Below are 14511 nucleotides of genomic sequence, written 5' to 3' on the forward strand. Positions count from 1 at the left end.
AATGATGGAAAAGATCCGGTTGCTGGGGATCACCTTGTTGGTGATGACATCGCAGGCCATGACATCCCCCCTGGCCTTTGCCGCGGACGGGGAGCCTATTGCCCCACTGACAGTGCCCCTGTTGACAGCGGCGCCGCAGGCGGTGACCGACTGGCTGACGCTGGATGGCACCGTCAGTGCCATCAATCAGGGGACAGTGGCGGCCCAGACCAGCGGCCGGGTCTCCCGTATGCTGGTGGATGTGAACGATCAGGTGCAAGCGGGGCAACCGCTGCTGGAGATCAGTGGCAAGGAGCAGTTTGCCGCCGTCACGGGTGCCGAGGCGCGGCTGGCGCGGGCGCAGGCCCAGCAAGTGGAAGCCGAGCGCCAGCTCGCCCGCTTTCAGGCGCTGATTGCCAAGGGCGTGATCACCCGCGCCCAGCTCGACAATGCCCAGGCGACTGATCGCGCCGCCCGCGCCGAGGTGAACGCTGCCGATGCGGCTCTCACTCAGGCCCGCGAGGCCTACGGTTATACCCGCATTCTGGCTCCCTACGCCGGAGTGGTGACCAAACGGCTGGTAGAGCTGGGGGAGACTGTTGCCCCCGGTACCCCATTGCTCTCCGGTTTCTCCCTCGACACCTTGCGGGTGGAGGTGGAGTTGCCCCAATCCGCCCTGACGCTCGCTCGGTCACCTGCTGATGTGCAGGTGCTGCTGCCCGATGGCAAGTCTGTTATCCCGGTCAAATTGACCCGCTTCAACTATGCCGACAGCCAGAGCCACGCCTTCAGGTTGCGCCTCGACTTGCCGCCGCAAACCGCAGGTGTGCTGCCCGGCATGTGGCTCAAGGTGCAGCTCAAGCAGGGTGAACGTCAGGTGTTGCAAGTGCCGGATCGCGCCCTGCTGCGGCAAGGGGAGTTCAACGGCGTCTATCTGCAGCAACCCGCTGGCTGGGCCCTGACGCCGGTGCGGGTAGGCCATTGCTTTGAAGGGCAGTGCGAGATCCTGGCCGGGCTGCAAGCCGGTGACAAGCTGGCTCCCGATGCCTGGGCGCAGCAGCAGGAGGTGGCCCATGAGTAGCGAGCTGAATGGCAACAAGGAGAGGCTGGGGCCTGCCGGTCGGCTGGCTGCGCTGTTTCAGGGCTCGGCCATCACCCCGCTGCTGGCACTGGTGGGGCTGTTGCTCGGCTTGTTTGCTGTGCTGGTGACCCCCAAGGAGGAGGAGCCGCAGATCGATGTCACCTTCGCTGATGTCTACATTCCCTTCCCGGGAGCCACTCCGGCTGAAGTGGCCTCTCTCGTCACCACTCCTGCCGAGCAGGTGGTCTCCCAGATAAAGGGGATTGATACTCTCTACTCTTTTTCCCAACCCGATGGCGCCCTGCTGGTGGTGGTGTTCAAGGTAGGGGTGAGCCGCGAGCAGGCCATCGTCGATCTCAACAACCAGCTCGACTCCCACCGCGACTGGTTGCCACAGGGGATCGGAGTCGGTCAGCCACTGGTGAAACCGAGGGGGATCGATGATGTCCCCATCGTCAGTTTGACCTTATGGAGCAAAGAGGGGAGCAAGCAACTGGGGGCTCCCGAACTGACCCGGGGCGCCCATGAGCTGGAGACCGAACTCAAGCGCATTCCCGGTACCCGCGATATTTACACGCTGGGCAGCCAGAGTGCCGTGTTGCGGGTGATGCCGGATCCGGTGGCCCTCAGCGCCCACGACATCAGCTGGGGCGAGCTGAGCCAGCGACTTGCTGCCGCCAATCAGGTGGGCCCGACACAGGCTATCGAGCAAGACAACAGTGAGATCAAGGTGCAGGTGGGGCAGTTCCTGCAAAGTGAGCAGGAGGCTAGAGAGCTGGTGGTGGGGCTGCACGACGGCAAGCCGGTCTATCTGGGGGAGGTGGCCAGGGTCTCTCTGGGTCAGGAGACTCCGACCAAACGCAGCTGGATGGGATTGGGACATGCCAGTTATCCGGCGGTGACCCTGGCCATCGGCAAGCAGCCGGGCCAGAACGCGGTCGATGTGGCCAAGCGGGTGGAGGCGCGGGTCGAGAGTCTCAAGAATCGGCTTATTCCTGCCGGGGTCGAGGTGACGGTGACCCGGGACTACGGCGTCACCGCCGAGACCAAATCCAACACCCTGATCGGCAAGCTGATTTTTGCCACCACGGCGGTGGTGCTGCTGGTACTGGTGAGCATGGGTTGGCGCGAGGCGCTGGTGGTGGGTGTGGCCATCGTCATCACCCTGGCACTGACCCTGTTTGCCAGCTGGGCCTGGGGCTTTACCCTCAACCGAGTGTCGCTGTTTGCGCTGATCTTCTCCATCGGCATTCTGGTGGATGACGCTATCGTGGTGGTGGAGAACATCCACCGCCATCGCGGTTTGGGCAAGGGGGCGCTCAAGGATCTGATTCCGGGGGCGGTGGACGAGGTAGGGGGGCCGACTATACTGGCGACCCTGACCGTCATTGCGGCCCTGCTGCCGATGGCCTTTGTCAGCGGTCTGATGGGCCCCTACATGAGCCCCATCCCCATCAACGCTAGTATGGGGATGCTCATCTCCCTGCTGGTAGCCTTTATCTTCTCACCCTGGCTGGCGAGCCATTTGCTCAAGGAGGAGGCGCACGGTGCCCACGACGAGGCCAAGGCAGGTCTTTTTCACCGGCTGATGACCCCTTTCCTGATCGGTGATGGCGCCAAGCGCGCCAGACGCAAGCTCTGGCTGGCGGTGTTGCTGCTGGTCGGGGCCGCCACCGCCATGCCGGTGGTGCAGTGGGTGGTGCTCAAGATGCTCCCCTTTGACAACAAGTCGGAATTTCAGCTGGTGCTCGATATGCCGGAGGGGGCGACCCTGGAGCAGACCGAGCGCACCTTGCTGGCGGTCGGGCGGGAGCTTGCCAAGGTGGAGGAGGTGAAGGATTACCAGATCTACGCCGGCACAGCCGCCCCCATCAATTTCAACGGGCTGGTACGCCACTACTTTATCCGCAGCGGCGCCAACGTGGGGGATATTCAGGTCAATCTGGTGGACAAGCATGAACGGGATCGCAGCAGCCACCAGATTGCCCAGTCGGTTCGGGAGCCGCTGCAGGCCATCGCCAGTGCGGCAGGGGGCAACTTGAAAGTCGTTGAGGTGCCGCCCGGCCCGCCGGTCTGGTCCCCCATCGTTGCGGAAGTGTATGGCCCGACTCAGGCCGCCCGCGAAGCGGCCGCTCGCGCTGTACAGGCCCGTTTTGTGGCCACGGCGGATCTGGTGGATGTGGATATCTATCTGACTGACCCGCAGCCCAAGTGGCGGCTGGTGGTGGATCGCAGCAAGGCGGCCCTGCTCGGGGTCGATCTCGGGGATCTGGTGAACACCCTCAATGGCGAGGTGGGTTATCAGGATGCCAGCTGGCTGCAGGGGCAAGGCGCCAAGTATCCGGTGCCGATCCGCATCGAACTGGCACCCGGTGACAAACGGGAGCTGGCGGGTGTGCTGGCCCTCAAGGTGCGCAGCCAGAGCGGTCAGCTGGTGCGGGTCTCCGAGCTGGTGAGTCGCCGTGATGAGGTGGCCCCCAGCTATATCATGCACAAGAACATGCAGCCCATGGTGATGGTGGTGGCCGACATGGGTGGCCATACCGACAGCCCGCTCTACGGCATGTTTGCCGCCGGTGCCGACATCGACCTGCCCCAATATTACGTGCAGCAGCCCGACAAGCTGGGGGAGGTGGCGCTGTTGTGGGACGGGGAGTGGAAGATCACCTACGAGACCTTCCGCGACATGGGGATTGCCTACGGGGTGGGAATGATCCTCATCTACCTGCTGGTGGTGGCCCAGTTCCGCTCCTATCTGGTGCCACTCATCATCATGGCTCCCATTCCGCTCACCATCATAGGGGTGATGCCGGGCCACGCCCTGCTGGGAGCCCAGTTTACCGCTACCTCGATGATCGGGATGATCGCCCTGGCCGGGATCATCGTACGCAACAGCATCCTGCTGGTGGACTTTATCGAACAGCAGCGCAGCGCCGGAGTGGCGTTCGAGCAGGCGGTGATCGAAGCGGCGCAGGTGCGGGCCAAACCCATCATGCTGACGGCGCTGGCGGCGATGATCGGGGCTCTGTTTATCCTCGATGATCCCATCTTCAACGGACTGGCCATCAGCCTGATTTTCGGGATCCTGGTCTCCACTTTGCTCACCCTGGTGGTGATACCCTTGCTCTATTATGCCCTGCTCTCCCGACGCTCATGACGGGAGTCACTAGCGAAAGGATGCGCGATGAAGAGAGGTTGGTTGTGGTGGGGAAGTGGCGCCGTGGTAGCGGTGGCTGCGGCAGCATGGTGGTGGCGACCGCAGCCGACGCCGATCAGGCTGGCAGAGGTCGCGCGGGGGGATGTGCTGGTCACCGTGGTCAACACCCGGGCTGGCACCATCAAGTCGTGCCAGCGGGCCGGGCTCAGTCTGCCCGGTGGCGGCGTGGTGGAGCAGATCGCCGTCAAGGCCGGGGAGCGGGTGGCCCGGGGAGATCTGCTGCTGACCCTCTGGAGTGACGATATTCACGCCGATCTTGCCCGTGCCCGTGCCCAGCAGGCCCTTGGCAAGACCCAGCGCGAGGAGCGTTGCTGCGAGGCGGCCTACTACGAGCGGGAGGCCAACCGGCTGGCCACCTTACTGGCCAAAAACCTCACCTCCCGCACCCTCGCCGAGCAGGCCCAGAATCTGGCCGATACCCGCCGCTATGTCTGCCGCGCATCCCGCCAGCAGGAGCGGGTTGACGAGGCGCAGGTCGCCCAGGTGGAGGCACGCTTGAGCGAGCGCCGCTTGCTGGCGCCGTTTGCCGGAGTGGTGGCGGAGGTCAACAGCAAGCTGGGCGAATACATGACCCCCTCACCGCCCGGAGTGGCCATGCCCCCCGTTATCGATCTCATCGACGATCGCTGTCTGTATGTCTCAGCCCCCATCGATGAGGTGGATGCCGCCCGCCTCAAGGTGGGGCAGTCTGCCCGGGTACTGCTCGACGCCATGCCCGGGCGCGATTTTGCCGCCACCGTCACCCGCATCGCCCCCTATGTGAAGGAGCTGGAGAAGCAGGCCCGCACCGTCGAGGTGGAGGCATCGCTCACTGCCCTGCCCACCGATGTGCCCCTGCTTATCGGCTACAGCGCCGATCTTGAGGTCGAGGTGACCCGCGCCACCGATGTGCTGCGGGTAGCGGCCAGCAGCCGGGCCGACGATGGCAGCGTGCTGCGGCTGGAAGGGGATAAGCTGGTGCGGGTGGTACCCCGCTGGGGCGTGGAAAACTGGAACTGGATTGAGGTGGCCGAGGGGCTCGCTGCCGGTGATCGGCTGGCAGCCCAGCCCGGACAGATTGTCGGGGAGGGCCCTTTCAGCGCCGCCACGGAGCAGACGGATGAGTGATCTCATTCGCCTTGAGGCCGTCAGCCGACGTTTCACTCTGGGGGGGAGCGAGGTGGCTGCCCTCGACCGCGTATCCCTGCAGGTTGCCGAGGGGGAGTATCTGGCGGTGATGGGCCCCTCTGGCTCCGGCAAATCGACCCTGCTCAATGTGCTGGGGCTGCTGGATCGGCCAGACGAGGGGCGCTACTGGCTGGGAGGGGAGGACACCGCCACCCTGTCAGAGCCAGCGCTGGCCCAGCTGCGCGGCCATCGCATCGGTTTCGTGTTCCAGTCGTTTCACCTTATCTCCCGCCTCACCGCCCGTGAAAACGTCGAGCTGCCGCTGATGTTGTGCGGGATCGCCCCCGCCGAGCGCCATCGTCGCAGCCAACGACTGCTGGGGGAGCTGGGGCTGGAGAACCGGGCCGGACACCGCCCTGCCGAGCTCTCCGGCGGTCAGCGTCAGCGGGTGGCCATCGCCCGGGCCATGGCGATGGCGCCGCGGCTGATCCTGGCCGACGAGCCCACCGGCAATCTCGACTCCCGTTCCGGGGAGGAGGTGATTACCCTGCTGGAGGGGCTCAACCGGGAGCAGGGGATCACGCTGGTGGTGGTGACTCACGACCCGCGCCTCGGTGAGCGGGCGGGCAGACGTATCCTGATGAACGATGGCCGTATCAACATTGATAGCGGCGGTAGCTGAATGCGGCGCCCCGATGTGATCCGCTTTGCCGCCGTGGCCTTGCTGCGTCAGCGTTCACGGGCGCTGGTCTTGATCCTGGCGGTGAGTCTGAGTGTCACCTCGGTGCTGCTGCTCACCGCGCTGGGGGAGGGGGCGAGGCGCTATGTGGCGGACCAGTTCAGCTCCCTTGGCAAGGATCTGCTGGTGATGTTCCCGGGCCGCAAGGAGACCACCGGCGGGCTGCCGCCGGTCACCGGCAACAGTCTGCGGCAGATCACCCTCGATGACATGCACTACCTTGGCCAGCACCAGCCAAACGTGCGGCTGGTGCCGCTGGTGATGGGCTTTGCCGAGGCCAAACAGGGGGCGCGGTTGCGTCAGACCATGCTGCTTGGCAGCAGCAACGGGCTGCGCGATACCCACGGGCTGGAGCTGCTCTCCGGCCGCTGGCTGCCGGGGGATGCCGCAGAGGATCGCCCGGCCGTTCTGCTCGGGGCCAAGGTGGCCCGTGAGCTGTTCGGTCAGGTCGATCCGGTCGGACAGTGGCTGCGTTTTGACAATCGCCGCTTTCGGGTGGTAGGGGTCTTCACCAGCCAGAGCAGCAATCTGGGGATGGACATGGCCGAAGCCGCGCTGATCCCGGTCGGTAGCGCCATGCGGCTGTTTAATACCGAGGGGCTGTTTCGGCTGCTGATCCAGCCGCTGGCGGGGCAAGCGGTGCCGCCGCTGGTCAAGCGACTGGAGCAGCTGATGCAGGGGCGCCACGGGGTGCTCGATGTGACCGTGGTGCGCCGTGACGCCATGCTGGCCACCTTCTCCACCATTCTCTCGACCCTCACCTTGGCGGTTGCCGGCATCGGCGCCATCAGCCTGCTGGTCTCCGGCATCATGATGATGAATCTGGCGCTGATCAGCACCCGCCAGCGCACTGGCGAGATCGGCCTGCTCAAGGCGCTGGGGGCCGACAGTTGCCAGATCCGCCAGCTGTTTTTGTGGGAGGCACTGCTGCTGAGCGGCAGTGGCGCGCTGTTTGGCACTGTGTTGGGCTATGCCCTGGTTGGCCTCGTCGGAGTGATTTGGCCCGGATTTCCGGCGGCGGTCCCTCTGCTCGCTACTTTCTGCACCATACCGGCGGCCCTGCTGACCGGGCTGTTTTTTAGCTGGTTGCCCGCCTCCCGGGCGGCACGGCAAGATCCGGTCAACAGCCTGCGCAGCGGGCAGTGGAGCGGTGGCTGATGCGCGCTGTCGATCTGCTGTTCTGGCTCTGGCGTGCCTTGCTGGCGGGGCGCAGTCGCAGTCTGCTGTCGGCGCTCGGCATTGCCATCGGGATCGCTTCGGTGACCCTGCTTACCGGCATCGGCGAGGGGCTCAGGCTCTATCTGCTCGACAGCTTCTCCCAATTTGGCACCCGGTTGATCGCAGTGACCCCGGGCAAGACCGAAACCGCAGGCGGCCCGCCCGGCATCCTCTCCAGCAGCCGTCCCCTGCTGCTGGAGGATGCCGATGCCCTCGCCAGATTGGCAGGGGTAGAGGCGGCGCTCCCTGTGGTGCAGGGGCAAGGGGAGGTGCGCAGCCGCGGATTGACCCGCAGCACCGCCATTCTGGGCACCGGTCCGGCTGCGCTCTCAGGCTGGCGGCTCACCCTGGAGCAGGGGCGTTTTCTGCCTGCGGATGACAGTGCCATGCCCCGCGCCTATGCGGTGCTGGGGGCCAAGGTGGCGGCTGAGCTGTTTCCCGGTGGCGATGCGCCGGGCAGTCTGCTGCGGGCCGGTGATCGCCGTTTTCGGGTGGCCGGGGTGCTGGCGCCCAAGGGGCAATTTCTCGGCTTTGATCTGGATGACATGATTTATCTGCCCGCCGCTCACGCCCAGGCGCTGTTCAACAAGGAGGGGCTGCAGGAGATCGACGTCATCTATCGCTCCGGACAGACGGAAGCCGATATCACCGCCCAGATCCGGCGGGTGCTGATCGCCCGCCACGGCGCCGAGGACTTCACCCTCACCTCCCAGCAGGACATGCTAGCCAGCCTCGACAAAATACTCTCCATCATCAAGCTGGCGGTTGGCGGGCTCGGCATTATCTCGCTGCTGATCGGGGCGGTCGGCATCTTCAGTATCATGAGCATCGCCCAGCAGGAGCGGATCCCCGAGGTAGGCTTGCTGATGGCGTTGGGCTGTCCGCGGCGGCGCATTCTATTGCTGTTCCTGCTCGAAGCCGTGGTGCTGGCGCTGCTGGGCGGAGCCATGGGACTGGCCCTGCTCGGCGGGCTCAAGCTGCTGCTCACTCTGCTGGCGGCCGGCTTGCCGCTCACCCTCCATCCTCTCTATCTGCTGCTGGCGCTCGGTTGCAGCGCTCTGGTTGGTCTATTGGCCGGGGTTGCTCCTGCGCTACGAGCTGTGCGTCTCGATCCCGTGGTTGCCCTGCGCGGTGACTAGGTCGCCCCTTTCGCAAGAGGCGCGTTACGCTCGGGTCTTAGCAGAGGGGGACTAGGTGACCCCCTCTGCAACCGGCACGCTGCGCTCAGATCTGAACAGAGGAAAGTAGCGGCGATCCGCCTGACTCATGTGGCCGACCACCAGCTCCTGAATGATGAAGTTGAGCAGCTCGTCGTTGCCCAGTCTCCCCGCTTTGGCGGCGTGCAGCAGCTGGCCAGCCTTGTTGAGCAGGCGCTGGTGATCCTGACGGTGGCTGACGAGTTCCCGATAGTCGATCTCCGCCAGCATCTGCTCTTCAAAGGCGAAATGATGGCGGGCCATGTCGAACAGGCTCTCCAGACTCTCCAGAAACGGGGCCGGATCCTCGTGCTGATCTTTCATCCGCTCCAGCAGCCGGTTGGTCAATACGAAAAGCTGGCGATGCTCGGCATCGATGCGCGGGTGACCGCACTCGTGGCCGGGTTGCCACAGCAGGGCGCCCTGCTCGGGATCAAGGCCTTCGGTAAAGAGGCAGACCCGGCCGCGGCCGCGATTCTTAGCCTGATACATGGCCTGATCGGCGTGGTGCATCAGGGTTTTGGCATCCTCTCCGTGCTCGGGATAGAGCGCCAGCCCGATACTGCTGGAGATGAGCAATTCCTGCCCCTCCAGCTGAAACGGATGGCGCAGCTGCTGGTGCAGCTTGTCGGCCACCGCCAGCACTTCGTCGCCACTCTCCGGCAGCAAGATAACGAACTCGTCGCCCCCCAGCCGTGCCACCAGATCCTGTTTGCGCACGCAGTGGCTCATCCGCTCGGCCACCATATTGAGCAGAATATCCCCGGTCTCATGGCCGAAGGTGTCGTTGATCGGCTTGAAGTGATCGAGATCGATAAACATCAATGCCAGCGGACGGGGTGTCTCCTGCTCCATCAGCTCCTTGAGCCGTTGCTGCAGCAAGCGGCGATTGGGCAACCCGGTGAGGGGATCGTAGAAGGCGAGGCGGCGCATCATCTCCTCCCGTGCTGCCCGCTCGGTGATATCCCGGGTGACCCCGAGGATCGCCTCCGGCTGGGCATTGTGGTTGCCATGGAGGGTGGTGATGGTCTCGGTCGCCACCAGATGGCCATCCTTGTGGCGCAGTTGGGTGCGAATGACCCGGCGGGTCTGGTCATGCTCTCCCCGCTGCCATGCCTCCAGGGTGGCGGAGATCTCCTCACGCAGCAGTTGCCTTGAGGCATCCGGCAGCAGCTGTTTGAGGGGCAGGGCAAACAGCTCTGGAGCCTCGTAGCCGCTTAGAGGAGTGATGGCCGGGCTGACATAGCGAAAGCGCAAGCTGGCTGCATCCATGGTCCAGATCACATCGGCGCTGTTCTCCGCCACGAAGCGATAGTGCTGCTCGCTCTGGGCCAATTCACGGGTCAGCCGCTGGCGATCCCGCGCCTCCTGGCGCAGGCGCAGATAGAGGTGCAAGAAGATGCCGAGCAGGGTCATCAGGGTAAAGGTGATGAGCATGGCCACCGCCACGCTCTTGTCGAGCAGTTGCCGTTGCTGGCGCAGCCGCTCCTGCGCCGGGTCGTAGATAAAGCGGTCGAGGTTGGGCAATACAGTGAGCATGCCCGCCTCCAGATAGGTTTTGGCGATCTGCAGCCAGCGCTCCTGCTGCATGTAGCCAGGTTCGATAAGGTCGGGCTGCATCAGCTCTCTGGTTTCGCGAGCCTCGAACTCCAGCTGTTCACGGCCAGCCCCGGTCGGGTACTGCTCCATGATGAGGTTGATCATCTCTTCGGGGTGGTCCATCGCATAGCGCCACCCCTTGAGGCTGGCCTGCTGGAAGGCGTAGACCCGATCCTGTCGGGTGATCAGCTCCCGCTCGGAGGTAAACAGGTTGTCGCCGTAGAAGTCGAAGTCGATGGTGCGCGGACTGAAGACCCGATAGGGGATCCCTTTTTGTTGCAGATAGAAGGGCTCGGTAGTGCTGTAGGCGCTGATGGCATCCACCTTGCCCGCCAGCAGTGCCTCTATCCCCTGTTTGTAGGGGAGGGTGACCCAGTTGCGGCTGCGGGTCTGGTGAGAAAGGTAGGTCAGCAGCTCGTTGGAGCCAGGCTCCAGCATCAGTCGCTTGTTGGCCAGATCGGCCGGGTTGCGAATATCTGGCCTATCCAGCGTGAGCAGAACCAGCGGCGAGTGCTGCAGCAGGGCGGCGAGCACCACCACCGGACGACCGGCAGCCCGATCCAGCAGCAGATCACTGCCGCTGATGCCAAAATGGGCCTTTCCCGAGATCACCTCGCTGACCACATCGGTGCGGGAGTCCGCTTCGCGCAGGGTGACATGCAGACCGGCCTCCCGATAAAACCCTTTGGCGATGGCCGCGTAGTAACCGGCAAACTGGAACTGGTGTTGCCACGGCAACTGGACGATGACCTGCTCGCCGGCTCGCACGGGGGGAGAGGTCAGGGTCGCGATGACCATACTGACCAGCATTGGCATAAACCAGCTGAGGGGCTGGCGGGGGGCTGCGTTCTCCGTCATACAACGTTTCTCTCGGGAGCGATGTCTAGGCTAGATTCAAGCAATTTTGTGTCACCTGCAAGGGGAGAAAAGGCGTTTGCAATAGGGTATAGGGGGGTTGGAAAGTCATTTTTGTGTCGTTCATCACACGTGATGGATACATGCCGTTTTTTTGCAAGTTATGTGACCAATAAGAGAGTCATATGGCCTATCGAAGTGGTCGCATTCTAGCCACTTTTTCCCGTTTTTATCGTTGTCATTGTGGCTTGACTGCATTTTTTCCGTGGTTGCACGTCAAGCTGTGTCGTTATATCAATAGATACTTTTATGGGGCGGTCAGGTGTGACGCAAATGTGTCGTGGCTGCTGCGCACTGGTTAATGTGCAACGGTTCAGTGATGGTAGCCCGTCAGTGTTATCATGCTGTCCCCAGTTCCGGATAAGGTCTTTTTATGTCCCGCTTGCGTCTGCTTGTCTCCGACTCTCACGATCCCCTGTTCAATCTGGCCGTTGAGGAGTGCATCTTCCGCCAGATGGACCCCGGCCAGCGGGTGCTGTTCCTCTGGCGCAATGCCAATACCGTGGTGATTGGCCGTGCCCAGAATCCGTGGAAGGAGTGCAATACCCGCCGCATGGAAGAGGACGGGGTGACCCTGGCGCGTCGCAGCAGCGGTGGCGGCGCCGTGTTCCACGACCTTGGCAACAGCTGCTTCACCTTCATGGCGGGCAAGCCGGAGTATGACAAGAGCGTCTCCACCGCCATCGTGCTGGATGGGCTTAAGCGATTGGGGATCGAGGCGTTTGCCTCCGGTCGCAACGATCTGCTGGTGGCGACCCCGGACGGGGAGCGCAAGGTATCGGGGTCGGCCTATCGGGAGACTCTGGATCGCGGGTTTCACCACGGCACCCTGCTGCTGGACGCCGATCTCGGCCGCCTTGCCAACTACCTCAACCCCGACCCCAAGAAGCTGGCGGCCAAGGGGATCACCTCGGTGCGCAGCCGGGTGGCCAATCTGTGCGAACTGCTGCCGGGGATCGACCATCAACAGGTGAGCGAGGCGCTGCAGGAGGCCTTTTTCCATCATTACGGCGCGCGAGTTGAGCCCGAGCATATCTCCCCGGAGCAGATGCCGGATCTGCCGGGCTTTGCCGAGACCTTCGCTCGCCAGCGCAGTTGGGAGTGGAACTATGGCCACGCGCCCGCCTTCACCCATCTGCTGGAGGAGCGGTTCAGCTGGGGCGGGGTGGAGCTGCACTTTGATGTGGAGAAAGGGGTCATCACCCGGGCGCAGCTCTTTAGCGATACTCTGGAGCCGGCCCCGTTTGATCGGCTGGCGGCCGAACTGGCGGGTTGCGGCTATCGAGCGGAGGCTGTTTCCGCGCGCCTGCAGCCCTGGCTGGCGGCCTTTCCGCAGCAGCAGAGTGAGCTGACGGAGTTTGCCGAGTGGCTGTTGGCCTCCCTGCGTTGAGGGCTGCGCTGATGGCGGTCCGGTAGTGAGGGCGCTGTCAGCCAGGATGGGAGCAAGATCACGAAATATAAAGAGGCGCCTCAAAGGCGCCTTTTTGCCAGCCCTTGTGATGGCTGATACATGATAAAAAGTAGGGTAGGCCATTAGATATTGTCACTGTTGGCCCCGCTGACACAGGGTTATAACGGCCGCACATTTGCTGTACTAATGGTATAAAAATGAGTGACTTAGTTTATCTTAAAGACGACAGCGTCAATGCCGTCCACCCCGATTTCTCCGCCCGTTTCGCCACCGTCAAAGCCAACTTTTTCTCGCGTAATCCCGATCTCTGGCCCGTTTTTCGCGAACCCGGATTTGCCACCCTCAACGAATTTCGGGCCCGTGGCCTGGCGCCGGATGCCCGCCTGAACGCCTGGCCTGATGGCCGTGCCCGCCTGGCCGATCTCTGCGAGACCATGCCGGTGCCCGCCACCATGCGCACCCCGGGCGAGCCGATGGCCGAGTTGCTGTTTGCCGCTGCTCTATCGAAGGATTGGGAGAACCCCTCCAGCGTCGAGAACGTCATCACCATGTCGGCGGATCCCGCCATTTACGGTGCCCAGTTGGGCATTCTGGCCAACCCCAATCTGGTCTACTCCGAATATGCCGGGGTCGCCGAGGAGCTGGAGAAGAAGGTGGTGCGCCAGATTGCCCTGCTGGCGGGTTATGACCCCGAGCGTGCCACCGGCATCTTCACCCAGGGGGGGACCTTCTGTAACCTCTACGGCTACCTGCTCGGCATTCGCAAAACCTTGCCCGAAGCCAAGCACAAGGGGCTCGGCCACTATCAGGATTACCGCATCATCAACTCCCAGGGCGGTCACTACTCCAACATCACCAACCTCTCCCTGCTCGGGGTCGACATCGAGAACAAGACCATCCGCATTCAGGTGGGGGAGAACAATGACATCGATCTCGACCACCTCGAACGCACCCTGACCGCCTGTTTTGCCCTGAAACACGTGGTGCCTACCATCATGCTCACCATGGGCACCACCGACACCTTCGGGGTGGATCAGGTGAAACCCGTGTTCGAGCTGCGCAATCGCCTCTGCGAGCAGTTCGAAGTGACGGTCAAGCCCCATATCCACGTCGATGCCGCCATCGGCTGGTCGATGATCTTCTTCCTCGGTTACGACTTTGCCGCCAACCCGCTCGCCATCAACAGTGCCACTCTGGCGGGGATCGAGCGCAACGTGGCGCGCTTTGCCGAGCTCAAATATGCCGACTCCTTCACCGTCGACTTCCAGAAGTGGGGCTATGTACCCTACACCTCCAGTCTGGTGATGATTAAAGAGCAGGATGACCTCAAGGCGATGGAGAATGACCCGGAGAATTTCTCCTACTTCGAGCGGGACATTCAGGGCCAGACCCACCTGCAATCCACCATCGAGTGCTCCCGCGGCGCGAGCGGTCTGTTTGGTGCCTATGCGGCGCTCAACTATATGGGGGTGGAGGGGTATCGCATCGTGCTGGCCCACTGCCTGCAAAATGCCAACTACTTCCGCTATCGCCTGAGTCAGCTTGGCAACGTCAAGCTGGTGGCGCAGGAGAATCAGGGGCCGAGTGTCGGCTTCAAGATCTACAACCCCGAGTGGGTGAGCGATCCGGAGGCCGAATTTGCCTTCGAGCTGGCCCGCTCCAGTGACCCTGCCTACAAGGCGCGACTGCAGCGCAATACCGATTACCACCGCAGCCTGTTCAAGGGGCGCGGCAAGGTGGGGCTCTACACCAACTGGGTGGAGGCGGTGGCCCATTCCGACTATGACGCCCGTGGCAAGTACTCCTACATCGCTGGGGAGAAGGCGGTCTTTATGAACCCCGCCTGCACTCGCGAGCAGATCGACGCCTTTATCGACCATATTCGCGGTTGATGGATATTGCCCTGACAGCCGAGCGCGGCCTGTGACGGCAAGAGGCTGTCAGGGAACCTCGCCAACAGATAAACAGCAGGGCAAGCCAATTGGCTTGCCCTGCTGTTTTTGCGGCTCTGTTTTTGCAGCACTGTGCGTAAGTAGTAGGGAAGGCCTA

Annotated in this window: 9 protein-coding genes; 8 read left to right on the plus strand and 1 reads right to left on the minus strand. The window is 63.1% G+C overall.

The features are described 5' to 3' along the window. Positions 1-4 precede the first annotated feature (4 nt). The 6 genes from G5137_RS09615 to G5137_RS09640 are packed head-to-tail and all read left to right on the plus strand — an operon-like array spanning position 5 to position 8480. Positions 5-1060 carry an efflux RND transporter periplasmic adaptor subunit gene (locus G5137_RS09615; protein WP_421255327.1) on the plus strand — a complete coding sequence of 352 codons (1056 nt, stop codon included), beginning with the start codon at positions 5-7 and terminating at the stop codon, positions 1058-1060. Next, complete coding sequence (locus tag G5137_RS09620) at positions 1053-4217, plus strand: efflux RND transporter permease subunit (RefSeq protein ID WP_421255288.1); 3165 nt, start codon at positions 1053-1055, stop codon at positions 4215-4217. The genes G5137_RS09615 and G5137_RS09620 overlap by 8 nt, the downstream gene beginning before the upstream one ends. A 27-nt stretch (positions 4218-4244) precedes the next feature. Next, entirely contained in the window at positions 4245-5384 is a 1140-nt protein-coding gene (locus G5137_RS09625; RefSeq protein WP_421255289.1) for an efflux RND transporter periplasmic adaptor subunit, read from the plus strand. Continuing rightward, positions 5377-6066 (plus strand): ABC transporter ATP-binding protein, encoded by a 690-nt coding sequence (locus G5137_RS09630; RefSeq protein WP_421255290.1) that lies wholly within the window; start codon positions 5377-5379, stop codon positions 6064-6066. The genes G5137_RS09625 and G5137_RS09630 overlap by 8 nt, the downstream gene beginning before the upstream one ends. After that, a complete protein-coding gene (locus tag G5137_RS09635; protein WP_421255291.1) occupies positions 6067-7281 on the plus strand; it encodes an ABC transporter permease in 1215 nt (404 codons plus the stop codon). Then, positions 7281-8480 (plus strand): ABC transporter permease, encoded by a 1200-nt coding sequence (locus tag G5137_RS09640; protein WP_421255292.1) that lies wholly within the window; start codon positions 7281-7283, stop codon positions 8478-8480. Before G5137_RS09635 ends, G5137_RS09640 begins: the two co-directional genes overlap by 1 nt. A 51-nt stretch (positions 8481-8531) precedes the next feature. Here the strand turns inward: G5137_RS09640 and G5137_RS09645 are convergent, their stop codons facing one another. Then, positions 8532-10994, minus strand: coding sequence for a diguanylate cyclase domain-containing protein (locus tag G5137_RS09645; protein ID WP_421255293.1), 2463 nt, complete (start codon positions 10992-10994; stop codon positions 8532-8534). Between the two features lie 430 nt (positions 10995-11424). Here G5137_RS09645 and G5137_RS09650 point away from each other — a divergent pair, with 430 nt between their 5' ends. Both G5137_RS09650 and G5137_RS09655 read left to right on the plus strand, forming a co-directional pair. Then, positions 11425-12441 carry a lipoate--protein ligase A gene (locus tag G5137_RS09650; RefSeq protein ID WP_421255294.1) on the plus strand — a complete coding sequence of 339 codons (1017 nt, stop codon included), beginning with the start codon at positions 11425-11427 and terminating at the stop codon, positions 12439-12441. Between the two features lie 218 nt (positions 12442-12659). Beyond that, positions 12660-14354: a pyridoxal phosphate-dependent decarboxylase family protein gene (locus G5137_RS09655; RefSeq protein ID WP_421255295.1), complete on the plus strand. Its 1695-nt coding sequence runs from the start codon at positions 12660-12662 to the stop codon at positions 14352-14354. Positions 14355-14511: the final 157 nt, after the last annotated feature.

The sequence above is a fragment of the Aeromonas sp. 600282 genome, from assembly GCF_049175755.1.
Classification (GTDB): domain Bacteria; phylum Pseudomonadota; class Gammaproteobacteria; order Enterobacterales; family Aeromonadaceae; genus Aeromonas; species Aeromonas veronii_A.

Coding starts and splice junctions, on each gene's coding strand:
- G5137_RS09635 (WP_421255291.1), top strand. CDS start 6,067: ATGCGGCGCCCCGATGTGATCCGCTTTGCCGCCGTGGCCTTGCTGCGT.
- G5137_RS09640 (WP_421255292.1), top strand. CDS start 7,281: ATGCGCGCTGTCGATCTGCTGTTCTGGCTCTGGCGTGCCTTGCTGGCG.
- G5137_RS09615 (WP_421255327.1), top strand. CDS start 5: ATGGAAAAGATCCGGTTGCTGGGGATCACCTTGTTGGTGATGACATCG.
- G5137_RS09655 (WP_421255295.1), top strand. CDS start 12,660: ATGAGTGACTTAGTTTATCTTAAAGACGACAGCGTCAATGCCGTCCAC.
- G5137_RS09625 (WP_421255289.1), top strand. CDS start 4,245: ATGAAGAGAGGTTGGTTGTGGTGGGGAAGTGGCGCCGTGGTAGCGGTG.
- G5137_RS09645 (WP_421255293.1), bottom strand. CDS start 10,994: ATGACGGAGAACGCAGCCCCCCGCCAGCCCCTCAGCTGGTTTATGCCA.
- G5137_RS09630 (WP_421255290.1), top strand. CDS start 5,377: ATGAGTGATCTCATTCGCCTTGAGGCCGTCAGCCGACGTTTCACTCTG.
- G5137_RS09620 (WP_421255288.1), top strand. CDS start 1,053: ATGAGTAGCGAGCTGAATGGCAACAAGGAGAGGCTGGGGCCTGCCGGT.
- G5137_RS09650 (WP_421255294.1), top strand. CDS start 11,425: ATGTCCCGCTTGCGTCTGCTTGTCTCCGACTCTCACGATCCCCTGTTC.